Origin of the sequence: Rathayibacter sp. AY1C2, assembly GCF_002931195.1 — a bacterium.
Classification (GTDB): Bacteria; Actinomycetota; Actinomycetes; order Actinomycetales; family Microbacteriaceae; genus Rathayibacter.
In genome coordinates, this window is sequence record NZ_PSWG01000011.1 from 17,591 (window position 1) to 42,407 (window position 24,817).

Here is a 24,817-nt window from a genome sequence, read left to right on the forward strand (position 1 = left end):
CGGCTCCGCGGGTCCGATACACCCGGGAGAAACCATGTGCGGACGCTTCGTCCTCTCGCAGACCACCGCCGACCTGGTGGCGCTCTTCGACATCGACGAGCCGGGCGCCGACCTGCCGGAGCCGTCCTGGAACATCGCGCCGACCCAGCGGATCGCCGTCGTCGCGGAGTCGATGAAGGGGGTCGACGAGGGCAGCCCGCCGCGGCGTCGGCTCGCCGGAGCCCGCTGGGGCCTGGTGCCCCGCTCCGCCGCCGACCCGTCCGCGGGGCCGCCGCTGTTCAACGCGCGGATCGAGTCCGTCGCCGAGAAGCCCTCGTTCCGCGAGTCCTACGCCTCCCGGCGCGCGATCGTGCCCGCCTCGGGCTGGTACGAGTGGCGGGTCGGCGCGGACGGGGCGAAGGCACCCGTCTACGTCTCGCCGGGCGAGGGCTCGCTCCTCCTGTTCGCCGGTCTCTACGAGTGGTGGCGCTCGGCCCAGCCGGGCTCTCCGTGGCTGCTCTCGGCGACGGTCCTCACCCGCCCCTCCGCCGGGCCGCTCGCCGAGGTGCACGAGCGGATGCCCGTGCTGCTGCAGCCGGAGCTGATCGAGGACTGGCTGGACCCGGCGTCCCCCGGGGACGGCGAGCTGCTGCGCGCGGCCGCCGAGGGCGCGGCCGAGCTGTCCGAGGAGCTCGAGGTGCACGGCGTCGGTGCAGCCGTGGGCTCCGTCTCGGCGAACGGCCCCGAGCTGATCGAGCCCACCGGAGCCTGACGATCGCGTGAGAGCGCGATCCGCGGTCCGGCATCCGGTCTGACAGACTGGGCGGATGCCGCTGACGCCCGAGAGCAAGCCCCTGAGCGCAGGCAAGGCGGAGGTCATGCACCGCGCCGCCCGCCTCGAGGACCGACTCCACTCCTTCCGGATGAGGCGCGTGAAGCGCAAGGGCTACGTCCCGAGGGTCATCCCCTACACCGGCTACGGCTCGACGACGCAGCTGCGCGTCCTGGCCCGCGTCCTCTACACGCGGCCGACCCCTCCCGGGGTCGAGGAGGTCCGCCCCGTCGAGGGCGTGCGCGGCTGGCGGAGCTTCACCAGCGTCTTCGTGAGCGGGGCCGTCGTGACCGTCGAGGCCGACGGGCAGACCCACCGGGTGACGGCCGACCGCGGCGGAGTCGTCGACGCGGACCTCCCGATCACGCTCGAGCCCGGCTGGCACACCATCACCTTCTCGACCGCGGGCTCGAAGCCCGTCGAGGCGCCCGTCTTCATCGTGCGTCCGGAGGCGCGGCTGGGCGTCGTGTCGGACGTGGACGACACGGTGATGGTCACCGCGCTCCCCCGCCCCTTCGTCGCCGCCTGGAACACCTTCGTGCTCGACGAGCACGCCCGGATGCCCACGCCCGGCATGGCGGTCTTCCTCGACCGCTTCGCCCGGCAGTACGAGGGCTCCCCGGTCATCTACCTCTCCACCGGCGCGTGGAACGTCGCCCCGGCGCTCACCCGCTTCCTCTCGCGGCACCTGTACCCGGCCGGAGCGCTCCTCCTGACCGACTGGGGCCCGACGCACGACCGCTGGTTCCGCAGCGGCAAGCAGCACAAGGAGATGAACCTCCGCCGACTCGCGGCCGAGTTCCCGGACGTGCGCTGGCTGCTGGTCGGCGACGACGGGCAGCACGACGAGGAGATCTACTCCGACTTCGCGGACGAGCACCCCGACAAGGTCGCCGCTATCGCGATCCGCCAGCTCTCCACCGGCGAGGCGGTGCTTGCGGGAGGCCGCTCCAAGGCCGAGGACCGCTCCCTGACCAGCGGCACGACCTGGGTCTTCGCGCCCGACGGCGCCGGCATCTCCGAGCAGCTGACGGAGCTCGGCATCCTCTGATCCCGCACCGGCTCCGGGAACGACCGGAGCCGTCCGCTCCCCGGGGGGAGGGACGGCTCCGGTCGATCGCTCGGACTACGCCTGGTGGGCGGCCTGCAGGTCGAGGGTGATGGTGACCTTCTCGCCGATGAGCACGCCACCGGTCTCGAGGGCCGCGTTGTAGGTCAGACCGAAGTCGGTGCGGTCGATGGTGGCCTTGGCGGTGAGGCCGGCCTTGTAGTTGCCGTAGGGGTCGGTGCCGAAGCCGCCGAACTCCACCTCGAAGGTGACGGGCTTGGTGGTGCCCTTGATGGTGAGCTCGCCGTCGACGAGGAAGTCGTCGCCGTTCGGGCGGACGGCGGTCGAGACGAAGTGGATCTCCGGGTACTTCTCGGCCTCGAAGAAGTCGCCGGTGCGGAGGTGGCCGTCGCGGTTGGGCTCGTTGGTGTTGACGGAGGCGACCTCGGCGGTGGCCTCGACCTTGGAGTCGAGCGGGTTCTCGCCGGTGGTGAACGTGGCGGTGAAGCGCTCGAACTTGCCCTTGACCTTGCTGATCATCAGGTGGCGGACGCTGAACGCGACCTCGCTGTGGGTGGGGTCGATGACCCAGGTGCCGGCCTTGTAGCCGGGGATGGTGACGGTGTCGGTCATGGTTTCTCCTCGAGTGTGACGGTCGTCGCGGGGAGAGCGTCCCCGTCCGATGTATGCAAGCGCATCGACGTCGATCAGTATTCCATGTAGCGACAACTATTTCATCCACGTTCCGTCGAAGGATCGGCGGACACTGCGTGAACACGGGGCGCCGCACCCCGGACGGGGGTCGGTGCCGCTCCCCGGAGCGGTCGTCAGCGGTCGGCGGGAGCCGGGTTGCGGATGCCGAGGAGGGAGACGACGCCGCCGGCGACCAGGAGGGCGGCGGTCGCGACGGCGGCACGGGAGAAGCCCTCGACGTCGAGCGAGTCTCCGACCACGAGCGAGGTCGCGGCGATGGCGACCAGCCCGGCGATGCGCGAGACGGCATTGTTCACGGCGGAGCCGACTCCGCTGTGCCCGTCCTCCACCGCGCCGAGGATCGTCGAGGTCAGCGGAGCGACCGTCACCGCGAGGCCGAAGCCGAAGAGGAGGATCCCCGGCAGCAGCTGCGTGGCGTAGTCGGCGCCCTCGTCGACGAAGGAGAGCAGGAGGAACCCGGCCGCGGCGATCAGCGGTCCGACGCCCATGAAGAGCCGCGGGCCGAACCGCGCCGACAGCGACCCGGAGACCTGCGAGAGCAGGAGCAGCAGGATCGTCGGCGGGAGCGTCGCGAGCCCGGCCAGGGTCGCCGAGAAGCCCAGGGTCTGCTGCAGGAACAGGCCCAGCGCGAAGAAGCCGAAGGAGAGCGCGCCGTAGACGAACGCCGTCGAGACGTTGCCGACGGTGAAGTTCCGCGACGCGAAGAGCGACAGCGGCAGCATCGGATGCGCCGCGCGCCGCTCCCACACGACGAACGCGACGAGGGCGGCGACTCCCCCGATCAGGGCGGTCAGCACGAGCGGATGCTGGACCCCGAGCCGCTCCTGCTCGATCAGCGCGAACACCGGCCCTCCCAGGCCGATCACCCCGAGCACCGCGCCGACGCCGTCGATCGGCACCCGGGTCCCCGAGTCGACCGCGCCGAGCCTGCGCAGCAGGACCAGCGTCACCGCGATCGGCAGCAGGTTGAGCGCGAAGACGTACCGCCACGAGCCCGCGTCCACCAGCAGGCCGCCGAGCACGGGGCCGGCGATCGTCGCCGTGCCGGTCCAGGCCGTCCACGCGCCGATCGTCCGGGCCTGCGCGGCGCCGTGGACGGTCGCGATGATGAGGGCGAGCGAGCTGGGCACGAGGATCGCGCCGGCGGCGCCCTGGAGCATCCGCGCCACGATGAGGACCTCGGCGGTGGGGGCCAGCGCGCACAGCAGCGAGGTGACGCCGAAGCCGATCAGGCCGATGGTCATGCTGCGGGCCCGGCCGATGCGGTCGGCGAGCGAGCCGGCCACGAGGATCAGCGCGCCGAGCGTGATCAGGTACCCGTCGACCACCCACTGCTGCACCGCGAGCCCGCCGCCGAGCTCGCGGGTGATGGCGGGCAGGGCGACGTTGACGACGGTGCCGTCGAGGAAGGCGACGAAGGAGGCGAGGACGGCCACCACGAGCACCGCGCGGCGGCGCGTCTCGGCGGGGTCGGCGGAGGCGGTCATGCTCGGGCTCTGGTCACCCGCTCACCGTACCGGCGGCCGCCGCTCCCGGGGCCGGGAGGGCGGGCATCCGGGCCCCCGAGCGCGGCCGCACGACGGATCCAGACTCGTCGCCTACTCTCGTAGCCATGTCTGCGCAAGGAACCGCCCGCGGCGGCGTGCTCGCCCGGGTCCTCGGGATCGTCGGAGCCAGCCTCGCCGGGGGCCTGCTGATCACGGTCGGGGTCACTCCCGCCCTCGCCGTCACCGGTCTCGCCGAGAACAACCCGATCGGGCTGTTCGAGACGGTGCCCGAGTACCTCGAGCTCGGCCAGCTGGCCCAGAAGACCGAGATCTACGCGAAGCGAACCGACGGCTCGGACGAGCTGCTCGCCTCCTTCTACGCGCAGAACCGCGAGGAGGTGGCGTTCGACCAGGTCAGCCAGTCCGTGAAGGACGCGGCGGTCTCGACCGAGGACCCGCGCTTCTACGATCACGGCGGCGTCGACCTGCAGGGCACGATCCGCGCGGTGCTCAGCAACATCGTCGGCGGGGACCTCCAGGGCGGATCCTCCATCACTCAGCAGTACGTCAAGAACGTCCTCGTGCAGAAGGCGGAGTCGCTGAGCGCGACCGACGAGGCGGCCTCCGAGGCCGCCTACGAGGAGGCGACCGCGACCACTCCGAGCCGCAAGCTCAAGGAGATGAAGCTCGCCGTCGACCTCGAGAAGAAGTACAGCAAGGACGACATCCTCCTCGGCTACCTCAACATCGCGGGCTTCGGCGGGCAGGTCTACGGCATCCAGGCGGCGGCCGAGTACTACTTCTCGACCAGCGCGGCCGACCTGAGCCTGGCGCAGGCCGCGAGCCTGATCGCCACGGTCAACAACCCCAACGGCCTCAGGATCGACCAGCCCGAGAACATCCCGGACAACAAGATCCGCCGCGACTACGTCCTCGACCAGATGCTGCAGGAGGGGAAGATCTCGCAGGCCGACCACGACGCCGCCGTCGCCGAGGAGGTCGTCCCCGCGATCACGCAGACGCCCACCGGCTGCCAGACCGCCGGCAACGCGGCCTTCTTCTGCGACTACATCACCCGCGTCGTCCAGAACGACCCGGCGTTCGGCGACGACGCGGACACCCGCCTCGCGAACTTCCAGCGCGGCGGCTACAAGATCTACACGACGCTCGACCGCGACCTGCAGGACACCGCGGCGAACGCGACGAACAACGCCGTCCCCAAGGTCCCCACTCTCGACACCAACATCGGCAGCGCGACCGTCTCGATGGAGGTCGGCACCGGCCGGATCCTGGCGATGGTGCAGAACAAGGACTACGACGCGGCCGGCGCCGTCAACGGCGCGAACTTCTCCGCCGTCAACTTCAACACCGACACGGCCTACGGCGGCTCCGCCGGGTTCCAGGTCGGATCGACCTACAAGGTGTTCACGCTCGCGCAGTGGCTCGCGAGCGGACGCACCCTGAACGAGACGATCAACGGCCGCGAGCGCACCTTCTCGGGCTTCCCCGCCAGCTGCGCACCGGGCGGCGAGCTCGACACCTCCTACGAGGTCAACAACGACGACAGCGAGAACGGCAGCTACAGCGTGCTGACCGGCACGATGCAGTCGATCAACACCGTCTACGTCTCGATGGCGCAGCAGCTCGACCTCTGCGCGATCCGCGACCGCGCGGTCGGCTTCGGCGTGAAGGCGGCCGACGGCGGCGAGGTCGACTACAAGCCGTCCGCCGTCCTCGGCTCGGACACGCTCATCTCCCCCCTCTCGATGGTCACCGCCTTCGCCGGCTTCGCCAACAACGGCACCGCCTGCTCCGCGATCGCCATCGACTCGATCACCGACGCGACCGGCGCCGCCGTCCAGCCGCCGACCTCCACCTGCAACCAGGCCCTCAGCCCCGAGCTGACGGCGGTCGCGAACTACGCCCTGCAGCGCGTCGTCACCGGCGGCACGGCCGCCCAGTCCGACCCGGACGACGGCATCGAGCACATCGGCAAGACGGGCACCACCGACAACGCGGAATCGACCTGGATGGACGGGGCGAGCTCGCGCGTCGCGACCGTGGTCTGGGTCGGCAACATCGACGGCCACACCTCGATGCGCGAGGTCCGCTTCCCGAACTCGGAGCTCGAGAGCCGCCCGTACGCCTCCAACATCCGCCACTACATCTGGAACTCGGTGATGACCCGCGCCGACCAGAAGTACGGCGGAGACGACTTCGAGGAGCCCAGCAGCGCCCTGCTGAACGGCCGTCAGATCGCCGTGCCGACCGTCTCCGGCCGCTCGGTCGACGACGCCACGGAGGCGCTGGAGGACCTCGGCTTCGACGTCGAGGAGGGGGCGACCATCGACTCGTCGCTCCCCGCCGGCGTGGTGGCGGGCACCGACCCGGCCGCGGGCACGACCGTCGCGCGCTACTCCGACATAGCCCTGCTGATCAGCAACGGCTCGCAGGTCCCGGGTCCCGCCACCCAGGCACCGGCTCCGGCTCCGACCGGCACGGGAGTCCCCGCGACCGAGGCTCCCCCGGCGACGCCCACGGCGACCCCGACAGCGACAGCCACGGCGACTCCGACGGCGGAGGTCGAGGAGTGAGCTTCGACGCGGACTTCCTCGGCGTCCCCGCGGCGGCGCCGCGCCTGAGGGTCGAGCGCCCGGTGCGGCTCCTGCCGTACACGCACTTCGAGGTGCTGCTGGATCCGGAGCGGCGCCTGGCCGTCTCGACGGCCGTGAACATCGACGGCGCGCGCCTGGTCGAGCTCGGCCGAGGCGACGACTGGCACCTCGACGACAGCATCCCCGCCTCCGAGCAGACCGGGCCGGAGGTGTACGCCCGCAACGACCTCGACCGCGGCCACCTGGTCCGCCGCCGCGACCCCGTGTGGGGCGACCGCGGCGAGGCCGCCGCGGCCAACCGCGACAGCTTCTGCTACACGAACGCCGCGCCCCAGGCGAGCGGCTTCAACCAGTCGCAGGAGCTGTGGCTCGGGCTCGAGACGCTGGTGCTCGAGTACGCGCAGACCTGGCGCACGCGCCTGAGCGTCTTCACCGGGCCCGTGCTCGCGGACGACGACCCGGTCTACCGCGGTACGGGCATCCCCCGCCGCTTCTGGAAGATCGCGGCGTGGAGCCCGGACGGATCGACGCTCGCGACGAGCGCGTACCTGCTCGACCAGAGCGAGCTCGTGGAGCGCGTGCGCGAGGGCCTGGTGCCGCTCGGCGGCTTCAGGACGTTCCAGCTGCCGGTCGCCGCGATCGGCGAGCTGACCGGTCTCGACGTGGACCTCCTCGCCGGGGCCGACGTGCTCGGCTCGGCAGGACTCCGGCCGGAGCCGTGGCGCGAGATCGTCGAGCCGTCCGACGTGGCGAGCGGCCTCCTCCCCCGCTGAGGCTCCGCCGGGGGCAGGATGGGCGGATGAGCACCCCCGTCCTGGTCGAGATCACCTCCGGCGCCGTCGTCCTCCGCGACCCGGAGGGTCCGCTCGTCCGCGTCGACGAGGCGGGCTACCTCCGCGGCGACGGGGTCTTCGAGACCGTCGCGGTCCTCGACGGACGTCCCCGCGCGCTCGGCGAGCACCTCGCGCGGCTGGCCGGATCGGCCCGGGCCGTCGGGCTGACGATCCCGGAGGCGCCCCTCTGGTCCCGAGCGGTCGACCTCGCCGTGGCGGAGCACGACCGGGTCGACGACCTGACGATCCGCTTCATCGCCGCCCACGGGTCGGGCGACTCCGCCCGGTGCACCGTGCGCGCGGCTCCGACTCCCGACTCGAGCGCGCTCCGGGAGAAGGGCGCGGCCGTCGTCGTGCTGGACCGCGGGTACGCGAGCGGTCCGCTCGCGCCGTGGCTGCTCCCGGGTGTCAAGACCACCTCGGGCGCCGTCACCCGGGCGGCGCTGCGCGAGGCGGCGTCCCGGGGCGCGGACGACGTGGTCTGGCGCACGAGCGACGGGCTTCTCCTCGAGGGGGCGACGTCGAGCCTGGTGCTCCTCGGCGACGGGGTGCTCGCGACGCCGCTCTCGGGCAGCGTGCTCGCCGGCACGACGGTCGAGCGGGTCCTCGCGCTGGGCGAGCGCCGCGGGCTCGCGTCGTCGCGCCGCGAGCTGCCGGTCACGGCGCTCACCGGTGCCGATGCGGCGTGGCTGGTGTCGAGCACCCGGCGGGCGATCCCCGTCCGCTCGGTCGACGGCGCACCGCTCGCGATCGACGCGGGCCTGACGGCGGCGTTCGAGGCGGGGCTGCTCGCCGGCTGACCGCGTCCGCGGCTCGGACTCCCTGCGCCTCAGGCCGCTGCGGCCAGCGCGCGGGAGGTGTGCGGGCCGACGCCGGCCTCTTCCGCGTCGCCGAGATCGGCGAGCGTGTCGACGTCCAGCCTCAGCGTCGACGAGCCGGGCAGCACGACGACGGCGCAGCCCGCGTCGCGGTGCCGGGCCAGCGAGCCCGGGCCGAACGCCGGAGCGACGAGGGCTCCGGCCGCCAGCAGGAGCGCCGTGGTGCCGCTCCCCTCGCGGTCCGGGACGACGGCCGGGAGCGACCGCGTCGCGAGCGCCTCGGAGAGGTCCGACGGCAGCAGGGCGGGCAGGTCCCCGGTCAGCACGATCACCGGGGCGCCCGGCCGGCGGTGCAGGGCGGCCTCGGCTCCCCCGGACACGGCGGCGTCGAGGGTCCCCGGGTCGGGCACCACCACCAGCTGCGGGTGCTCCGCCCGTGCGCGGTCGGCCGCACCGGCGTCGGAGGTGACCAGGAGAAGGCTCACCACCGGCTCCGCGGCGGCCACGGCGGCGAGCGTGTCCAGGAGGAACGCCTCGGCCAGCGCCGCGCGGCCCGGCACGTCGAGGCGCGTCTTCGAGCCGCCGCGGCCCTTGAACACGACGACCGCGCTCCAGCCGGTCACGCGCGCTCCTCGCGCGAGGCGGCTCCGGCCGCGAAGCCCTCGGCGAAGGCCTCGTCGGCGCCGAGGCGGAACATGTCGTCGGGGCCCGTGCGGGTCAGCGTGCGGGCGCCCGGGCTCTCGACCCCCGTCACCAGGCGGGCGAGCCCGCGGACGACGGCGACGGGGCGACCGCTCGCCTTGCCCTTCACCAGGTCGCCGAGCGCGGCGATCTCGTCCGCCACGGCCGGCATGGTCACTCCGAGCGTGCGCCCCAGGGCGTCGACCCCGCCGCGGAGGTCGTCGATCACGAGGACGCCCGCGGCTCCGATGGCCGCGTCGGTCTGTCCGACCCGCCACGCGCGGCCCAGGGTGTCGCTTACGAGCACGCCCACCTCCACGCCGAGCCGCTCCCGGAGACCCGCGCAGAGGGCCCGCGCCGAGGCGTCCGGGTCGACGGGGAGGAGGAGGACCGTCCCCTCCGCGACGTTGCTGGCGTCGATTCCGGCCGCCGCCTGCACGATCCCGAGGCGGTTCTCCACGATGCGGGTGACGCCGGACCCGTGCGCCCGGGTGGCGACGACGCGGACGGTCTCGGCCGTGATCGCGTCCTCGCGGTCGGCCGCGGCGACGACGCGCCCCTCCGCCTTCGAGACGATCTTGCTCGTGACCACGAGGATGTCGCCGTCCGCGGGCCGGTCCTCCTCGGCGGCGGCGGCGACGGCCGCGAGGATCAGCTCGAGCAGGTCGTCACCGGGAGTCACCTCCGGGATGCCGTCGAGGGCCCAGGCCTGCACGCGCGTCTCGCTCACCGGTCCATTCTCCCGGCTGCCGCGGGCGCACGGGTCCACGGCCCGGGATCGCCCGGGTGGACGATCGGCGGCGCCTCAGCCGGCGGCGAGGTACGCGGCGACCGCGGGCGGCACGTAGGGGGCGACGTCGCCGCCGAGGGAGGAGACCTGCCGCACCAGCGAGCTCGACACATGGGCGTGCGCGGGATCGGGCAGGAGGAACACCGTCTCGACGTGCGCGAGGTTGCGGTTCACGATCGCCATGGGGGTCTCGTACGCCACGTCGACCTGCGAGCGGATGCCCTTCACCAGGATGCTCGCGCCGACGTCGGTGCAGTAGTCGACGAGCAGGCCCATGCTCCACGAGGCGACGACGATCCGCCCCTCGAGCCCGGCCTCCGCGATCGACTGCTCGATCAGCGAGACGCGCTGGGCGATCGGCAGCAGCGCCGTCTTGGCGGGGTTGTGCACCACCACGACGTGCAGCTCGTCGACCAGGCGCGCGGCCCGCTCGATCACGTCGAGATGACCGAGGGTCACGGGGTCGAAGGAGCCGGGGACGACGGCGATGCGGGCCATGCCGACAGAGTAGCGGGCGGGCACCGCCTAGCTCTTGGCGAGGAACTCCCGGTCGCGGTCCTGCACGCGGCGCTCGAGCGCGGCACGGAGCCGATCGTGCGAGGCGAGGGACGGGTCCTCCGCGAGGAGCCGCTCCGCCAGCGCCCGCGCCTCCACGATCACGTCCGCGTCCTGCACCACCCGCAGCAGGCGGAGCGACGATCGCCCGCCGGACTGCGAGTCGCCCAGCACGTCGCCCTCGCGGCGCAGCTCCAGGTCGACCTCGGCGAGCGCGAAGCCGTCGAGCGTCGCGGCGACCGCCTCCACCCGCTCGCGCGCGACCGTCCCCGCCTCCGCCGCCGTCACGAACAGGCACACCCCCGCGACGCCGCCGCGCCCGATGCGCCCGCGGAGCTGGTGCAGCTGCGAGACCCCGAACCGCTCCGCGTCGAGCACGACCATCATCGAGGCGTTCGGCACATCCACGCCGACCTCGATGACCGTCGTCGACACCAGGACGTCGATCTCCCCCGCGGCGAAGGAGCGCATCACGGCGTCCTTCTCCTCCGTCGTCATCCGCCCGTGCAGCGCGGCCGACCGCCGCTTCCCGAGCAGCGGATGAGCGCGCACGCCCTCCAGCGTGGCCGCGACGGTCGTGAGCGACGCGGCGGCGTCCTCCTCGGGCGGCTGCGCGCCCTCGGCGGGCTCCCCCGGCTCGATCGCCGGGCAGACGAGGTAGACCTGGTGCCCCGAGCGGATCTCCTCCTCGGCGCGCTCCCACGCCCGCGCGATCCACGCGGGGTGGTCGGCGAGCGGGACCACGTGGCTCGTGATGCCGGGGCGCCCGGCGGGCAGCTCGCGGATGGTCGAGGTGTCGAGATCGCCGAAGACCGTCATGGCGACGGTCCGCGGGATGGGCGTGGCCGTCAGCACCAGCACGTGCGGCGGGGTGGCGCCCTTCCGGCGCAGGGCGTCCCGCTGGTCCACGCCGAAGCGGTGCTGCTCGTCGATCACGACGAGGCCCAGGTCGTAGAAGGAGACCGCGTCGCCGAGGAGGGCGTGCGTGCCGACGACGATCTTCGCCGTGCCCGAGACGATCCGGAGGAGGGCCGCGCGGCGCTGCGCCGCCCCCAGCCCGCCGGTGAGGAGGGTCGGCACCAGCTCGGCCGCGAGCTCCGGGCCGAGGGTCCTCGCGATCGAGCGGAGGTGCTGCCCCGCGAGCACCTCGGTGGGAGCGAGCAGCGCCGCCTGCCCGCCGCTCTCGGCCGTGGCGAGCATCGCCCGGAGCGCGACGAGGGTCTTGCCGGAGCCGACCTCGCCCTGCACCAGCCGGGTCATCGGGCTCTCGGCGGCCAGGTCGGCGGCGATCTCGTGCCCCACCGCGGTCTGGTCGCCGGTGAGGGCGAAGGGCAGCGCGGCGTCGAAGCGCTCGAGCAGCCCGCCGGGGCCGGGCACGCGGGCGGTCGCGGGGCTGCTGCGCGCCGAGGCCCGGCGCTCGAGCAGGGCGAGCTGCAGGAGGAACGCCTCGTGGAAGCGCAGCGTCTCGCGCGCCTGCGCCTCCTCGCCCTCCCGCTGCGGGCGGTGGATCAGCTCCAGCGCCTCGCCGAGGCCCAGCAGCGAGCGGCCGGCGCGCACCTGCTCGGGCATCGGGTCCGGCACGTCGCGCAGGCCGTCCAGCAGCACGCCGATCGCGGCCTGGAGCTGCCAGCTCGAGAGCGCGCTGGTCGCCGGGTAGATCGGGATCGGACGCTCGGCCCAGTCCTTCGCGAGCTCACCGCCTCCCGTCTCCGTCGCGGCGGCCTCCTCGTCGTCGAACAGGCGGTAGTCGGGATGCGTGAGCTGCGGGGTGTCGCGGAACATCGAGACCGTGCCCGCGAAGATCCCGCGCACGCCGCGGTGGAGCTTCGCCGCGCGCCAGGGCTGTCCGAAGAACGTCAGCGAGAGCGTGCCCGAGCCGTCCGAGATGACGACCTCGAGCAGGGTGCCGCGCCGGTTGCGCATCGGCCGCTCGCGCACCTCGCGCACCTCCGCCACGATCGTCACGCTCTCTCCCACGGGGAGACGCGAGAGCGCCGTCAGCTCGCCCCGCTTCGCGTAGCGGCGCGGGTAGTGGCCCAGGAGCTCGCCGACCGTGCGGTACCCGAAGGCCTTCTCGACCGCACTCGCCGTGCGCGGCCCGATCAGCGGCGCGAGCGAGGCGTCGAGGGGGTCCGGGATCACCTAGCGATCATAGGTCGGACCTCGGACGCGCGAGCCGGGCGACCGGGTCCAGCGCCGAGCGCGGCACGACCGACGCGAGCACCCGACGACCGGCACCCGCGGAGCCGCGGAGCGCGGTGGCCACGGCGGTCGCGTCGTCCCACGCCTCCGACTCGCTCGCGGACGGCGAGTAGCGCCGGCGCTCGACGCGCTCCCGGAGCCCCTGCAGACGTGCCGCCGCTCCGGGGTCGAGGGCGGGAGCCATGCGGGCCTCCTGCGCGCGCGGAGACTCCGTGTCCTCCACGGGGACGCCCAGGTCGCGGGCGGTCGCCAGCAGCTCGGCCCACGCGGCCTCGACGGAGCCGGAGCGCGCGGACCGGCGCCGCAGCGCGCGCTGGACGGCGCGCATCAGCCAGGGGACGAGCACGAGCAGCAGGAGCAGCACCCAGAGCGTGGCCGCGGGAGCCGCCGTGGTGCTCGAGGCGCCGACGGCACCGGGGGTCGGCGTCGCCGACGCGGCCGTCGGAGTGGGTGTCGCGGCGGGAGCGCTGGTCGCACCGGGCGCGGTGGTCGCGGTCGAGCCCGGGGCGGTGGGGCCCGAGGACGCCGTCGCGCTCGGCAGGGTGTAGGAGGCCGGAGCGCCGCGGCTGGGCGTCGGCTCGAAGGGCAGCCAGCCGACCCCCTCGAAGTACAGCTCGGGCCAGGCGTGCAGGTCGGAGGAGAGGACGCGGTAGGTGGTCAGGTCGCTGCCGCCGGAGGGCACGACGGAGCCGGGCTGGTAGCCGATGGCGAGCCGCGACGGGATCCCGAGCTCGCGCGCCATCACCGCCATCGCCGAGGCGAAGTGGACGCAGTAGCCCTCCTTCGTCGTCAGGAACGCCGCGAGCACGCCGACTCCGTCGCCGTCGTAGCCCTCCTCCGCGGGGGTGTCCTCGGAGTAGCGGAACTCGGACGAGCGGAAGTACGTCTGCAGCGCGCGCGCCCGGTCGTAGGCGGTCGGAGCCTCCGCCGTGACCTCCTCGGCGGTGGTGCGGACGATCTCGGGCACGTCGTCGGGGAGCGAGAGGTACCGGTCGACGCCGGACGGCGCGGGAGCGGCGAGCAGCTGCTGCGGGTCGGGCTCGAGCCGCAGCGCCTGCACCTGGTAGTCGTCTCCGGAGCGGGTCGTCGCGTCGCCGCGGATGGAGCCGTCCTGCACGTCCTGGAGCCAGCCGTCGCCGACGCCCGTCAGCGACGAGACCGGATACGGCACGGGGAGCCACTGGCTCCGCAGCGTCTCCACCGAGACGTCGACCTCCTCCGCCTCGCGCGGCACGCTCTCGGAGAGCCCCTCGGGCGCGATCGGCGCGTCGATCGGAGCGGTCTGCTCCGTCTCGCTCGGCGCCCAGTCGTCACCGTCGAAGTCCGAGACGGTCAGCACGCGGAGGTAGACGGGCAGGTCGGAGTCGGTGGCGTAGCGCAGCACGGTCACGGGGTTCGGGCGGCGCAGGTCCGCGCCGAGGGCGACCACCGGGTCGATCGCGCCGTTGAAGAGGCTGCCGGAGACGCCCGAGGGGGCGGTGGTGCGCGCGTAGCCGGCCGCCGAGCCGGCGACGACTCCCGCGCCCAGGACGACGACGGTCACGGCCGCGAAGGCGGGCAGCACGGCCGAGGCCGCGCTCGGGCCGCTCGGGCGGCGGGGGGCGGCCGTGGCGGCGAGCACGCCCGCGTAGGCGAGCGCGGTGACGACGAGGCTCGCCCAGGACACCTCGGAGGGGTCCACAATCGCCGGTACCGCGAGCAGCGCCGCGGGGAACAGACCGGCCAGGGCGGGGAGGCGGACGGAGAAGGCGAACAGGTCGGCCGCCCAGGCGAGCACGACCACCCCGCCGATCAGGAGGAACGAGATGCCGTCGTCGGCGACCGCCGGGAGCCCCTGCTGCGCGATGGACTGGAAGCCGCCCTGCGCGAGCGCCTCCGCCTGCGCGACGGCGCCGGGCGTGGGGATCACGAACAGCAGGGCCCGACCGGGCACGAACATCGCGGTCAGCACGCCGACCATCGTCAGCGTGCCGAGGATCGGCGGGACGACGGGGTGCACGCGCAGAGCCCGGGCGGCGGCCGGGACGCCGAGCACCACGGCGACCGCGCTCGCGAGGAGCACCAGCCAGTCGACGCCGACGAGGAGGCGGCCGATCCCGGCGGCGGCGGCCGTGATCGCGAGGAAGAGCAGACCGCTCAGAGGAGCCGACCCGGCGCGCGGATCGCTCTCGACGCGGCGGCTCACGCCACCACCCGCAGAGCGAGGGCCTGCGCCCACGCCTCCTCGACGGAGGCGCTCGGGTCGACGGACACCGCGTACCAGCCGAGCGAGGCGAGAGCCGCCTCCTCCTCAGCGGTGCCGGCGACGACGAAGGCGATCGCGGGGCGCGACTGCGCGGCCAGGGAGCCGAGGCCATCGAGGTCCGACTCGAGGAGTCGGGTGAGCACGGCGAAGACCGGTCGCACTCCCCCGGTGTCGCGCATGTCGGCCGAGATCCGGGTCACCGCGTCGACCGACTCGCGCGAGGGCGCCAGCTCGGCCAGGCGCAGCAGCACGTCGTGCGCCACCTCGCGCTCGTCCTCCGAGTGCTCCGGCTCGCCGTCCGCACCCGTCTCGACGAGGTGGGTCTCGAAGCCGCGGTCGAGCAGGTGCACGGCGAGGGAGGCCGTCATCGACACCGCCCACTCGAGCCGGTCGTCGCCGCGCCGCTCGAGCACGCGCTCGGCCCGGGTCTCGAGGAGGATCCACGCGTGCGGATCGGTGTTCTGCTCGTCCTGGCGGACCATGAGCTCACCGGAGCGGGCGCTCGCCCGCCAGTGCACCCGGCGCATGGCGTCCCCCGGGCGGTAGTCGCGCGGGATCACGTCGTCCGTGCCGGCGCCGGCCGTCGCGTGCGCGACCGGGCTCGATCCGCCTGCTCCGTGCGCGTCCAGGACGTCGCTCTCGAGCGGCACGACCCGCGGAGTCACGACGAACGGCTGCGCAGCCCCCACGACGCTCTCGCGGAGCGCGAGCCCGAGGCCGTCGCCGCGCACCAGGCGCAGCGGGCCGATGCGGTGGATCCCGCGCCGCTCGGCGGGCAGACGGTAGCGGGCGCGCACGCGGCCGCCCGACGGGACGCCCGGCAGCCCGAAGACGCCCTCGGCGACCGGGCGGCCGACGACGACCCCGCGCTCCACGCGCTCGAGCCGGTCGTGGGCGCGGGCCCCGCTGCGGACGGCGCGGCCGCGGTTCTCGAGCAGCACGTCGACCTCCACCACGTCGCCGGCCGCGACGGTCTGGGGAGCGAAGCGGCGCTGCACCCGGAACGACGCCGGCGCCAGGAGCAGGGAGACGAGCGCGCCCAGGGGCAGGCCCAGCAGCACCAGGCCGACGAACAGCAGCTCGCGGAACTCCGACAGCGGCGCGATCACCACTCCCGCGACGCCCAGCAGAACGAGCGCCCAGCCGCGCAGCGTCAGCGCGACCCCGCGGAGCGCGGGCAGACCGCCGAGACGGGACGACGGCGTCTCGGCGGCGCGGACCTCAGTCGCCACGGTTGCCGAAGGGGACAGGGGTGGCCGCGACGATGCGCTGCACGATCTCGGTGACCGAGTGCGAGGATCCGGCGCCGGAGCGGCCGGGGAGGCGGGTGGCGGGCAGGAGGCGGTGGCCGAGCACGGGGACGGCGAGCGCGTCCACGTCGTCCGGCACCACGAAGTCGCGGTCGCTGAGGGCGGCGAGCGCCTTCGCGGCGGCGATCAGCTGGAGCGTGGCGCGCGGGCTCCCCCCGAGCCGCAGCTCGGGGTCCACCCGCGTGGCCTGCATGATCGCCACCACGTACTCCTGCACAGGTGGTGCGACGTACACGGAGCGCACGTAGGCCATCATCCGCTCGAGCTCGGCGAGGCCCACGACGGGCCGCAGCTCCTCGAGCGGGCTGGCCGAGTCGCGGGTGCGGATCATCTCGAGCTCGGCGCGCTCATCGGGGTAGCCGAGCGAGAGGCGGGCCATGAAGCGGTCGCGCTGGGCCTCGGGCAGCGAGTAGGTGCCCTCCATCTCGACCGGGTTCTGCGTCGCGATCACGGCGAAGGGGCGCGGGAGGAGGTGGGTCGTGCCGTCGACCGAGACCTGGCGCTCCTCCATGCACTCCAGCAGCGCCGACTGCGTCTTGGGCGAGGCCCGGTTGATCTCGTCGCCGATCAGGATGTTCGCGAAGACCGGGCCCGGCTTGAACTCGAAGTCGCGGGTCGCCTGGTTGTAGACCGAGACCCCCGTGACGTCGGAGGGGAGCAGGTCGGGCGTGAACTGGATGCGCGCGACGCTGCCGCCGACCGAGGCCGCCAGCGACTTCGCCAGGACCGTCTTGCCGGTGCCGGGGACGTCCTCCATCAGGAGGTGCCCACCGGCGAGGAACACCGTCAGCGCCATCGAGACCTCGGCCGACTTGCCGTCGATCACGCGGGTGAGGTTCCCGAGGACGGCGCCGCAGTGCGCCGTGAACTCCTCGCGGGTCAGGGGCGTCTCGGGTGCCGCTCGGCGGCCGACAGCGGAGCGGGTGTCTTCGAGCGACGTCATAGCTACGGATTCTCGCAGTCCTGACGGGAAAAGGGTCCAGGTTCCGCGAGTTCGCAGTGTGCCGCCAGGCGGGAGCCGCGCGGCGGCCACCGGACGCCGCAGGCAGGGGTGCCGCCCTATGCTCGGTCCGGTGACCAGGATCATCGCCGGATTCGCCGGCTCGCTCACCCTCCGGGTCCCGCGCGCGGGCACCCGCCCCACCAGCGACCGCGTGCGCGAGGCCGTCTTCTCGGCCCTCGAGGCCCGGGACGCCCTCGACGGCGCGACGGTGGTCGACCTCTACGCGGGCTCCGGCGCCCTCGGGCTCGAGTCGGCCAGCCGCGGAGCGAGCGCGGTCGTCCTGGTCGAGCGCGACCCGAAGGCCGCCCGGACCGCGGGCGAGAACGCACGGGCGATCGCGACCGCGGCTGCCAAGAACAAGCGGCCCGCCCCGCGGATCGAGGTGGTGACCGGCTCGGTCCGCTCCTTCCTCGACGGCTCCCCGGCCCTCAACACGGACACGGTGTTCCTCGACCCGCCCTACGACCTCGGCGAGGACGACCTCGCCGCCGACCTCGCCGGCGTCCTGCCGCTGCTGCGCGAGGACGCGGTGGTCGTCGTGGAGCGGAGCTCCCGCAGCCCGGAGCCGCGCTGGCCCGCGGGTCTGGAGCGGGAGCGGAGGAAGGACTACGGCGAGACCACGATCTGGTGGGCTTCACCGGCGTCGCCCGTCTCGCCCGCTTCCTCCCCGGCCGGCTGACCGGCCTCAGCCCGCCGCGCCGTCCCAGCCGAGGTACGGGTCCCAGCCCCCGCGCCCCTCGAGCGCGACCCCGCCCAGTCGCACCTCCGGGGCCCCCTCGCGGACGGCCCCGAGCGGGACGAAGCCCTCCGGCAGCGCCGCGGCGGGCGGGAAGCACGCGAGCATCGCGTGGTCCTCGCCACCTCCCAGCACCAGCGCCCTCGCCAGGTCGAGGTCCACGCCCTCCACCCCCGTGAGCCCGCGCGCGTGCACGTCGACCGCCGCGGCATCGAGGTCGATCGCCACTCCGCTCGCACGCGCCATCCGACGGGCGTCGAGCACCACGCCGTCCGAGACGTCCATCATCGCGGTGGCGGTCCCGCCCGCGGCCTCGCCCGCGGAGATCGGCGCGGTCGGGCGCAGCTGCGCCTCGAGGAGGGACGGATGCCGCTCGCGGAGCCGGTCGGCGAGGTCGGCCGACGGCTCCCCGTCCCGCCGCGCCTGCTCGAACAGCAGGCGCAGCCCGAGCCCCGCTCGTCCCAGCGGGCCGGCCACGGCGAGCACGTCCCCCGGCCTCGCACCGCTGCGGAGCACCGGCGGTCGTCCGTCGAGCGAGCCGAACGCCGTGATCGAGAGCGTCAGCGTCGCGGAGGCGGACAGGTCTCCCCCGACGACTCCGCATCCCGGCGCCATCGCGACGCAGCCGGCGGCGAGGCCGCCCGCGATCCCCTCCAGCACGTCGACGCCCAGCGACTGGGGCGCCGCGAGCGCGACGACGAGCCCGGTGGGACGGGCCCCCATCGCCGCGACGTCGGCGAGGTTCGAGGCCGCCGCCTTCCAGCCCAGGTCCGCCGGGCTCGACCAGGCCAGCCGGAAGTCGGGGCCGTGCACCATCATGTCCGTGGTCACCACGAAGCGGCCGTCGGGAGCCCGCAGCACCGCGCAGTCGTCGCCGGGCCCGACCAGGGTCTCCGCGCCCGGGCCGCCGAGCCGGGCCAGCACCCTCGCGAGCACCTCGCCCTCGCTGAGCTCGGCCAGGGTGGGACTCCGATCCTCTGCCATGGTTCACACGCTAGCGTTGACGGCGATGTCCCCCCGCCGACTCCGCTCCCCCCTCCTCGCCGCCGCCGCCGTCCTGCTGCTCTCGGGCTGCTCGGCCAGCGTCGCACTCGAGCCCGCCGCCGATGCGACGAGCACCGGCTGCGCCGAGGTCTCGGTGCGCCTGCCCGACGTGGTCGCGGAGCAGCCCGAGCGCGAGACGAACGCTCAGGGCACCGCCGCCTGGGGCACCCCGGCCGCCGTCATCCTCCACTGCGGAGTCGAGGTGCCCGGCCCGACGACGGACCTCTGCGTGAACGTCAGCGGAGTCGACTGGATCATCGACGAGACGCAGAAGGACGAGGACATCTACACGCTGACCACCTACGGGCGCGATCCCGCGGTGGAGATCACCGTCGACCAGAGCCGCGCGTCCGGATCCTCCGCCGCGCTCGACCTGGCGAACGCCGTCTCCTACGTCCCGCAGACGCGCGAGTGCACCGACGTCTCGGACGCCGACACCCTCGATCCGACGGACACGCCCACCGGCTGAGCTTCAGCGTCAGACGCCGAGGGCTCGACTCGCTGCGGTGAGCGCACCATCGGCGGTCGCCCCCAGCTCACGCGCGCGCGACGCGAACACGGCGGCCGCAGCCTGCAGCTCACGCTCCAGCGCATCCACGCCTCCCGCGACGACCGTGCCCGCCCGGCCGCGCGTCTCGACCAGGCCCGCCGACTCCAGCTCCCGGTAGGAGCGGGCGACCGTCCCCGCGGCGACGCCCAGCGTCTCGGCCAGCGCGCGCACCGGCGGCAGCCGCATCCCGACCGGCAGCTCGCCCGCGGCGATCAGAGCGGTGATCTGCTCACGGATCTGCTCGAAGGGCGCCGCGGCCGCGCCCGCCTCGACGCGGAGCGCGAGCGCCGACGTCATCGGGCGGCGACCGGGACGCGGTCGAGCGCCGAGTCGAGCAGCTCGCTGATCAGGTCCGGGTAGTCCACGCCGCTCGCGCCCCACATGCGCGGGAACATCGAGACCGGCGTGAAGCCGGGCATGGTGTTGATCTCGTTGACGACGAAGCCGTCGGCGGTGAGGAAGAAGTCGACCCGGGCGAGGCCCTCGGCTCCGATCGCGTCGAAGGCGCGGATCGCGAGGGACCGCATCTCGGAGAGCTCGCCGTCGGTGAGATCGGCCGGGCAGACCAGCTCGATGCCGGACGCCCCGAGGTACTTCGCCTCGAAGTCGTAGAAGCCGCGGCCGGTGACGACCACCTCGCCGGCGACGGAGGCGCGGGCCGGAGCACCGCGGCGGCCGCCGAGCACGCCGATCTCTACCTCGCGGCCGACGATGCCCGACTCGATCAGCACCCGCGAGTCGTGCGCGAACGCCTCCTCCAGCGCGGCCTCGAGCTGCTCGCGCTCGTCGATCCGGCTGACGCCCACGCTCGAGCCGGCCCGCGCCGGCTTCACGAACGCGGGCAGGCTCAGCTCGTCGAGGGCCGAGGAGGCGTCGCCCGGGTCGGCGCGCCACTCCGCCTCGGTCACGAGGTACCAGGGCGCCACCGCGAGGCCCGCGGCCCGCAGCACCGTCTTGGTGAAGTGCTTGTCCATGCCGAGCGCCGACGCGAGCACGCCCGAGCCGACGTAGGGCAGCCCGACGAGCTCGAGCATCCCCTGGACGGTGCCGTCCTCGCCCCACGGGCCGTGCAGGATCGGCAGCACCACGTCGACCTCGCCGAGCGAGCGCGTCGCGCCGTCCTCGGTCGTCACGGTGAGCTCACGCGAGAGGGCCGACTCCGGCCAGCGCACACGGGAGCCGTCGTCCTCGACGCGGGGCAGCGACGCGGCATCGAGAGCGAACTTCTCAGGACGGTCCTCCTCGAGCACGAAGGCGCCGTCGGAGGTGATCCCGACGGGGATCACCTCGAAGCGGTCACGGTCGATCGCCCGCAGCACCCCGGCCGCCGTTGCGCAGCTGATCGAGTGCTCGCTGGAGCGCCCCCCGAACAGAACGGCCACGCGGAGCTTGCTGGTCATCGAGGTTCCTCTCACCCTGTGGCTCGTCCGAATCCGTGGTCAGGTGCGGCGCGATGTCCTTCGGATCGAGCGTACCGGCGAGCACCTGCGACACCTGCTCGACGATGGGCATGTCGACTCCCCTGGCGCGCGCCAGCTCGAGGACCGGCGCGACGGAGGCGAGCCCCTCCGCCGTCTGCTGCATCGACTTCACCACGTCGGTGAAGCTGTAGCCCTGGCCGAGCAGGCGCCCGGCCGTGTTGTTGCGCGAGAGAGACGAGCTCGACGTCGCGATGAGGTCGCCGAGCCCAGCGAGTCCGGCCATCGTCTCGGCCCGTCCGCCGTACGCGACCGCGAAGTCGGTCATCTCGGCGAGACCGCGCGTGATGATCGATGCCTTCGTGTTCTCGCCGTAGCCGACGCCGTCGACGATGCCGATCGCCACGGCGATGAGGTTCTTCAGCACGCCGCCGAACTCGGTGCCGATCACGTCGGTGTTGACGTAGGAGCGGAAGTAGCGGTTGGTCGCCGCGAGAGCCACCTCCTGCGCGGTGACGAGGCTCTCGGAGGCGATGACCGCCGCGGTCGGCTGCTCCTTGGCGATCTCGAGGGCGAGGTTGGGCCCGGAGGCGACGGCGATCCGGTCGGGAGAGACCGGCAGCATCTGCGCGATCACCTCGCTCATCCGCTGGCCGGTGCCCTTCTCGACGCCCTTCATCAGGCTCACCAGCACCGTGCGCTCGGTGAGGAACGGCGTGATCGCCTCGAGGTTGCTCCGCAGCGACTGCGACGGGATGGAGAGGTAGACGTGGTCCGCGCCCTCCAGCGCCTCCTCGATGCGCGGCGTGGCCCGGATGTTGCGCGGGAGGTTGATGCCGGGGAGGTAGTCGCTGTTGCGCTTGGCCTCGGTGATCTCGCGGGCCAGCTCGGCGCGGCGCGCCCACATCACGACGTCGGAGCCGCCGTCGGCGAGGATCTTCGCGAAGGTGGTGCCCCAGCTGCCGGCGCCGAGGACGGCGACGCGGCGGGGCACGGGGATGGGCGCCTTCCTACTGCTCGGACTCAAAGCGACCCGTGCCCTTCTGGTTGTGCTCGGAGGGGTTCCAGCGCTTCTCGGGCGCCGCCTCGCCGCGCAGCTCCTCGAGCAGGGCGGTGATCGCCGCCATCACGACCGCGGAGGCCTCGTTGAGTGTGGCGGAGTCGAGGCTGCGTCCGCGGAAGGCGGACAGGTCGACGGGGTCGCCGACGATCACGTCGACGCGCTTGCGGCGGAAGAGGGTGATCCGCTTGGAGTAGCGGCCCATCAGCTGCTGCGCACCCCAGTGCGCGACCGGGACGACAGGCAGGCCGTACTGCAGCGCCATCCGCACCGCTCCCGTCTTGCCGCGCATCGGCCAGAGCTCGGGGTCGCGGGTGAGGGTGCCCTCGGGGTAGATGATGACCGAGCGGCCCTCGTCCACGAGAGCCTTGGCGGTCTTCAGCGGCTCGCTGCCGCGGACCGAGCCCGAGCGCTCGACGGGGATCTGCCCGGAGCCGCGCAGGATCGAGCCGAGCACGGGCACCGAGAACAGCGAGGCCTTGGCGAGGAAGCGCGGTGCGCGGCCGGCGCGCCACAGGGTCCAGCCCGTGATGATCGGGTCGATCTCGCTGTAGTGGTTCGGCGCGAACACGAAGGCTCCGGTGCTCGGGATCTTGTCGCCGTTCCGGATCCGCAGGTCGACCGAGGCGGTCATCACGGGGATCACCGCCGCCGCGAGGAACCAGAAGATGGACGGACGGCTTCGCTCAGACACCCGCCCATCCTCGCATCCCGCATCGGAGGGGCCGCGTCCCCACGCCCGGGAGCAGCGGGGCCCCGCGGTGGGAGGAGCGGCCCGGCCGCCGGGTACGGTACCGGCACGCCCCGTCCGCGTCGCCGCCCGTCGCCGTGGGACGCCGTCGGCCGAGCGCTCGGCCGCCTCGCCGACTCGCCGATCGCGCAGTCCGGCCTGGTGCTCCTGCTCGTGTGGGGAGTCGTGCTGCTCGCCACGCAGGCCGGACGCGACGCGGCCGCGCTCGGCGACGGCCTCCTGCTGACGCTCGCGGTCCTCGTCGGCGGCTCGGCGGCCGTCGCCCTCGTGATCGGCGGGGTCGACGCCCTCTGGCGCGTGGCGGTGGCACCGCTCGCCCACGTCGAGGCGGAGGCGACCGGCGGCGTCGCGGTCCTCGGACGCGGCCGGCTCGGAGCGGGCCTCCGTCGTGTCGAGCCGCGGTTCCCGCTGCCGACGCTGCGGCCCTACGCGGTGGTCGTGCCGCGCCGCCGGGGACTGACCGTCTCCTTCGGCGACTGGGGCGTCGTCGTGCCCTGGGCGCGGATCGCGCGGCTGGAGCGGCGGTGGGTGCTGGTGGGCCTGCGTCCGCGCGAGGCCCTCGAGGTCGTCCTGGCCGGCACGCGGCGCGGACGCCTCACGCTGGTCCTGGTCGAGTCGCCCGGACCGCTGAGCCTCCGGCCCGCGCCGGAGACGACGCTCGCGCTCCTCGAGAAGCGGATCCGGGGACGCCTGGAGGAGGACGCGGAACCGCCCGCGTGGGGCGCGCCCGGGCGCGACAGGACCCCGGGCCGCTGAGGACGGTCGTCCTCAGCGGCCCGGGGTCCCGGTGGGCGGCTACGCGTCGAGCGAGAAGACGGCGCCCAGCAGCTCGAGCTTGGTGAGGAAGTTCTCGTAGCCGCGGCTGATGATGCCGACGTTCGAGACCGTCGAGGTGCCCTCGGCCGAGAGCGCCGCGATCAGGTGCGAGAAGCCGCCGCGCAGATCCGGCACGACGATGTCGGCGCCGTGCAGCTTCGAGGGTCCCGAGATCACGGCCGAGTGCATGAAGTTGCGCTGCCCGAAGCGGCAGGCCTGCCCGCCGAGGCACTCGCGGTGGATCTGGATGGTCGCGCCCATCTCGACGAGCGCGTCGACGAAGCCGAAGCGCTGCTCGTAAACGGTCTCGTGCACGATCGAGACGCCCTTGGCCTTCGTGAGCGCCACGACCAGCGGCTGCTGCCAGTCGGTCATGAAGCCGGGGTGCACGTCGGTCTCGATGATGACCGGCTTGAGCTCGCCGCCCGGGTGGTAGAAGCGGATGCCGTCCTCGGCGATCTCGAACGCGCCGCCGACCTTGCGGAAGACGTTGAGGAAGGTGGTCATCTCCTGCTGGCGGGCGCCGCCGACGAAGATGTCGCCGTCGGTCGCGAGGGCCGCGGCCGCCCAGGAGGCCGCCTCGTTGCGGTCGAAGAGCGCGCGGTGGGAGTAGCCGGTGAGCCGGTCCACGCCCTCGATGCGGATCACGCGGTCGGTGTCGACCGAGATGATGGCGCCCATCTTCTGCAGGATGTTGATCAGGTCCATGATCTCGGGCTCGATCGCCGCGCCCGAGAGCTCGGTGATGCCGGAGGCGCGCACCGCGGTCAGGAGGACCTGCTCGGTCGCTCCGACGCTCGGGTAGGGCAGCGACACCTTGGCGCCGTGCAGGCCCTCGGGTGCCGACATCCGGATGCCCGAGGGCAGCTTCTCGACGACGGCGCCGAAGTTGCGCAGCACCTCGAGGTGGTAGTCGATCGGGCGGTCGCCGATGCGGCAGCCGCCGAGGTCGGGGATGAACGCCTCGCCCAGGCGGTGCAGCAGCGGGCCGCAGAAGAGGATCGGGATGCGGCTGGAGCCGGCGTGCGCGTCGATGTCGGCGAAGTGCGCGGACTCGACGTTGGAGGGGTCGAGGATCAGCTCGCCCACCTCGGCGCCCTGCTTCACCTTGACGCCGTGGACTTCGAGCAGGCCCTTCACGACGCGGACGTCGCTGATGTCGGGCACGTCGCGGAGGGTGGAGGCGGTCTCGCCGAGCAGCGCCGCGACCATCGCCTTGGTGACCAGGTTCTTGGCCCCCTTGAGCTCGATCCGGCCCACCAGCGGTCGCCCGCCGTTGATGGTGATCCGCTCGGTCGTCATTCCCACCCGTGCTCCCGACGCCTTGGCG

General features: G+C 73.7%; 23 protein-coding genes. 8 read left to right on the forward strand and 15 right to left on the reverse strand.

The annotated features are described in order from the left end of the window. Nucleotides 1-34 precede the first annotated feature (34 nt). Nucleotides 35-751 (forward strand): SOS response-associated peptidase, encoded by a 717-nt coding sequence (locus C5C55_RS09585; protein WP_104233760.1) that lies wholly within the window; start codon nucleotides 35-37, stop codon nucleotides 749-751. Between the two features lie 55 nt (nucleotides 752-806). Beyond that, nucleotides 807-1,862 carry an App1 family protein gene (locus tag C5C55_RS09590; RefSeq protein WP_244229442.1) on the forward strand — a complete coding sequence of 352 codons (1,056 nt, stop codon included), beginning with the start codon at nucleotides 807-809 and terminating at the stop codon, nucleotides 1,860-1,862. A gap of 75 nt (nucleotides 1,863-1,937) precedes the next feature. Here C5C55_RS09590 and C5C55_RS09595 read toward each other — a convergent pair whose 3' ends face one another. Together C5C55_RS09595 and C5C55_RS09600 are read right to left on the reverse strand one after the other, a co-directional pair. Continuing rightward, on the reverse strand, nucleotides 1,938-2,492 hold the full coding sequence (locus tag C5C55_RS09595) for a YceI family protein (RefSeq protein ID WP_104223105.1): 555 nt from the start codon (nucleotides 2,490-2,492) through the stop codon (nucleotides 1,938-1,940). Between the two features lie 194 nt (nucleotides 2,493-2,686). After that, nucleotides 2,687-4,060 carry a DHA2 family efflux MFS transporter permease subunit gene (locus C5C55_RS09600; RefSeq protein ID WP_104233761.1) on the reverse strand — a complete coding sequence of 458 codons (1,374 nt, stop codon included), beginning with the start codon at nucleotides 4,058-4,060 and terminating at the stop codon, nucleotides 2,687-2,689. A gap of 125 nt (nucleotides 4,061-4,185) precedes the next feature. On the opposite strand from C5C55_RS09600, the gene C5C55_RS09605 reads away from it, so the two are divergent. From C5C55_RS09605 to C5C55_RS09615, 3 genes are read left to right on the forward strand one after another with little or no spacing between them, the layout of a single operon-like run. Further along, nucleotides 4,186-6,654, forward strand: coding sequence for a transglycosylase domain-containing protein (locus C5C55_RS09605; protein WP_104233762.1), 2,469 nt, complete (start codon nucleotides 4,186-4,188; stop codon nucleotides 6,652-6,654). Further along, nucleotides 6,651-7,448 carry a DNA/RNA non-specific endonuclease gene (locus tag C5C55_RS09610; protein ID WP_258065220.1) on the forward strand — a complete coding sequence of 266 codons (798 nt, stop codon included), beginning with the start codon at nucleotides 6,651-6,653 and terminating at the stop codon, nucleotides 7,446-7,448. Before C5C55_RS09605 ends, C5C55_RS09610 begins: the two co-directional genes overlap by 4 nt. A gap of 26 nt (nucleotides 7,449-7,474) precedes the next feature. Then, a complete protein-coding gene (locus C5C55_RS09615) occupies nucleotides 7,475-8,308 on the forward strand; it encodes an aminotransferase class IV (RefSeq protein ID WP_104233763.1) in 834 nt (277 codons plus the stop codon). Nucleotides 8,309-8,337: 29 nt separating this feature from the next. Here the strand turns inward: C5C55_RS09615 and cofC are convergent, their stop codons facing one another. From cofC to C5C55_RS09650, 7 genes are all read right to left on the reverse strand, one after another. After that, entirely contained in the window at nucleotides 8,338-8,949 is a 612-nt protein-coding gene (cofC, locus tag C5C55_RS09620) for a 2-phospho-L-lactate guanylyltransferase (RefSeq protein ID WP_104233764.1), read from the reverse strand. Beyond that, entirely contained in the window at nucleotides 8,946-9,737 is a 792-nt protein-coding gene (locus tag C5C55_RS09625) for a coenzyme F420-0:L-glutamate ligase (protein WP_258065218.1), read from the reverse strand. Before C5C55_RS09625 ends, cofC begins: the two co-directional genes overlap by 4 nt. 75 nt (nucleotides 9,738-9,812) lie before the next feature. Then, nucleotides 9,813-10,295 carry a pantetheine-phosphate adenylyltransferase gene (coaD, locus tag C5C55_RS09630; protein ID WP_104233800.1) on the reverse strand — a complete coding sequence of 161 codons (483 nt, stop codon included), beginning with the start codon at nucleotides 10,293-10,295 and terminating at the stop codon, nucleotides 9,813-9,815. Nucleotides 10,296-10,322: 27 nt separating this feature from the next. After that, nucleotides 10,323-12,494 carry an ATP-dependent DNA helicase RecG gene (locus C5C55_RS09635; protein ID WP_219812341.1) on the reverse strand — a complete coding sequence of 724 codons (2,172 nt, stop codon included), beginning with the start codon at nucleotides 12,492-12,494 and terminating at the stop codon, nucleotides 10,323-10,325. Between the two features lie 7 nt (nucleotides 12,495-12,501). Next, nucleotides 12,502-14,739: a DUF3488 and transglutaminase-like domain-containing protein gene (locus C5C55_RS09640; protein WP_104233765.1), complete on the reverse strand. Its 2,238-nt coding sequence runs from the start codon at nucleotides 14,737-14,739 to the stop codon at nucleotides 12,502-12,504. Next, a complete protein-coding gene (locus tag C5C55_RS09645; protein WP_104233766.1) occupies nucleotides 14,736-16,031 on the reverse strand; it encodes a DUF58 domain-containing protein in 1,296 nt (431 codons plus the stop codon). Before C5C55_RS09645 ends, C5C55_RS09640 begins: the two co-directional genes overlap by 4 nt. After that, complete coding sequence (locus C5C55_RS09650) at nucleotides 16,021-17,052, reverse strand: MoxR family ATPase (protein WP_104225624.1); 1,032 nt, start codon at nucleotides 17,050-17,052, stop codon at nucleotides 16,021-16,023. The genes C5C55_RS09645 and C5C55_RS09650 overlap by 11 nt, the downstream gene beginning before the upstream one ends. 130 nt (nucleotides 17,053-17,182) lie before the next feature. On the opposite strand from C5C55_RS09650, the gene C5C55_RS09655 reads away from it, so the two are divergent. Further along, nucleotides 17,183-17,791, forward strand: a complete 609-nt coding sequence (locus tag C5C55_RS09655) for an RsmD family RNA methyltransferase (protein WP_104233802.1) — start codon at nucleotides 17,183-17,185, stop codon at nucleotides 17,789-17,791. Between the two features lie 6 nt (nucleotides 17,792-17,797). Here the strand turns inward: C5C55_RS09655 and thiL are convergent, their stop codons facing one another. Next, on the reverse strand, nucleotides 17,798-18,832 hold the full coding sequence (gene thiL, locus C5C55_RS09660) for a thiamine-phosphate kinase (RefSeq protein ID WP_104233767.1): 1,035 nt from the start codon (nucleotides 18,830-18,832) through the stop codon (nucleotides 17,798-17,800). A gap of 25 nt (nucleotides 18,833-18,857) precedes the next feature. Between thiL and C5C55_RS09665 the strand changes: the two genes are divergently transcribed. Continuing rightward, on the forward strand, nucleotides 18,858-19,361 hold the full coding sequence (locus C5C55_RS09665; protein ID WP_104223096.1) for a DUF3515 family protein: 504 nt from the start codon (nucleotides 18,858-18,860) through the stop codon (nucleotides 19,359-19,361). Nucleotides 19,362-19,370: 9 nt separating this feature from the next. Here the strand turns inward: C5C55_RS09665 and C5C55_RS09670 are convergent, their stop codons facing one another. The 4 genes from C5C55_RS09670 to C5C55_RS09685 are packed head-to-tail and all read right to left on the reverse strand — an operon-like array spanning nucleotide 19,371 to nucleotide 22,614. Next, on the reverse strand, nucleotides 19,371-19,739 hold the full coding sequence (locus tag C5C55_RS09670) for a GntR family transcriptional regulator (protein ID WP_104233768.1): 369 nt from the start codon (nucleotides 19,737-19,739) through the stop codon (nucleotides 19,371-19,373). Further along, a complete protein-coding gene (locus tag C5C55_RS09675; RefSeq protein WP_104233769.1) occupies nucleotides 19,736-20,842 on the reverse strand; it encodes a D-alanine--D-alanine ligase family protein in 1,107 nt (368 codons plus the stop codon). Before C5C55_RS09675 ends, C5C55_RS09670 begins: the two co-directional genes overlap by 4 nt. After that, nucleotides 20,739-21,854: an NAD(P)H-dependent glycerol-3-phosphate dehydrogenase gene (locus C5C55_RS09680; RefSeq protein ID WP_181067828.1), complete on the reverse strand. Its 1,116-nt coding sequence runs from the start codon at nucleotides 21,852-21,854 to the stop codon at nucleotides 20,739-20,741. Before C5C55_RS09680 ends, C5C55_RS09675 begins: the two co-directional genes overlap by 104 nt. A gap of 16 nt (nucleotides 21,855-21,870) precedes the next feature. Continuing rightward, on the reverse strand, nucleotides 21,871-22,614 hold the full coding sequence (locus C5C55_RS09685) for a 1-acyl-sn-glycerol-3-phosphate acyltransferase (RefSeq protein ID WP_244229445.1): 744 nt from the start codon (nucleotides 22,612-22,614) through the stop codon (nucleotides 21,871-21,873). A gap of 198 nt (nucleotides 22,615-22,812) precedes the next feature. On the opposite strand from C5C55_RS09685, the gene C5C55_RS09690 reads away from it, so the two are divergent. After that, nucleotides 22,813-23,427 carry a hypothetical protein gene (locus tag C5C55_RS09690; RefSeq protein ID WP_104233771.1) on the forward strand — a complete coding sequence of 205 codons (615 nt, stop codon included), beginning with the start codon at nucleotides 22,813-22,815 and terminating at the stop codon, nucleotides 23,425-23,427. Between the two features lie 39 nt (nucleotides 23,428-23,466). On the opposite strand, the gene murA is transcribed toward C5C55_RS09690, so the two are convergent. Then, a complete protein-coding gene (gene murA, locus C5C55_RS09695; protein WP_181067830.1) occupies nucleotides 23,467-24,789 on the reverse strand; it encodes a UDP-N-acetylglucosamine 1-carboxyvinyltransferase in 1,323 nt (440 codons plus the stop codon). Between the last annotated feature and the right edge of the window lie 28 nt (nucleotides 24,790-24,817).

Excerpts from the sequence above, each read along its gene's own strand:
- murA (WP_181067830.1), bottom strand. The coding sequence starts at position 24,789 with ATGACGACCGAGCGGATCACCATCAACGGCGGGCGACCGCTGGTGGGC.
- C5C55_RS09675 (WP_104233769.1), bottom strand. The coding sequence starts at position 20,842 with ATGACCAGCAAGCTCCGCGTGGCCGTTCTGTTCGGGGGGCGCTCCAGC.
- C5C55_RS09670 (WP_104233768.1), bottom strand. The coding sequence starts at position 19,739 with ATGACGTCGGCGCTCGCGCTCCGCGTCGAGGCGGGCGCGGCCGCGGCG.
- C5C55_RS09590 (WP_244229442.1), top strand. The coding sequence starts at position 807 with ATGCCGCTGACGCCCGAGAGCAAGCCCCTGAGCGCAGGCAAGGCGGAG.
- C5C55_RS09650 (WP_104225624.1), bottom strand. The coding sequence starts at position 17,052 with ATGACGTCGCTCGAAGACACCCGCTCCGCTGTCGGCCGCCGAGCGGCA.
- C5C55_RS09605 (WP_104233762.1), top strand. The coding sequence starts at position 4,186 with ATGTCTGCGCAAGGAACCGCCCGCGGCGGCGTGCTCGCCCGGGTCCTC.
- C5C55_RS09595 (WP_104223105.1), bottom strand. The coding sequence starts at position 2,492 with ATGACCGACACCGTCACCATCCCCGGCTACAAGGCCGGCACCTGGGTC.
- C5C55_RS09615 (WP_104233763.1), top strand. The coding sequence starts at position 7,475 with ATGAGCACCCCCGTCCTGGTCGAGATCACCTCCGGCGCCGTCGTCCTC.
- C5C55_RS09665 (WP_104223096.1), top strand. The coding sequence starts at position 18,858 with ATGTCCCCCCGCCGACTCCGCTCCCCCCTCCTCGCCGCCGCCGCCGTC.
- C5C55_RS09585 (WP_104233760.1), top strand. The coding sequence starts at position 35 with ATGTGCGGACGCTTCGTCCTCTCGCAGACCACCGCCGACCTGGTGGCG.
- C5C55_RS09600 (WP_104233761.1), bottom strand. The coding sequence starts at position 4,060 with ATGACCGCCTCCGCCGACCCCGCCGAGACGCGCCGCCGCGCGGTGCTC.
- thiL (WP_104233767.1), bottom strand. The coding sequence starts at position 18,832 with ATGGCAGAGGATCGGAGTCCCACCCTGGCCGAGCTCAGCGAGGGCGAG.
- coaD (WP_104233800.1), bottom strand. The coding sequence starts at position 10,295 with ATGGCCCGCATCGCCGTCGTCCCCGGCTCCTTCGACCCCGTGACCCTC.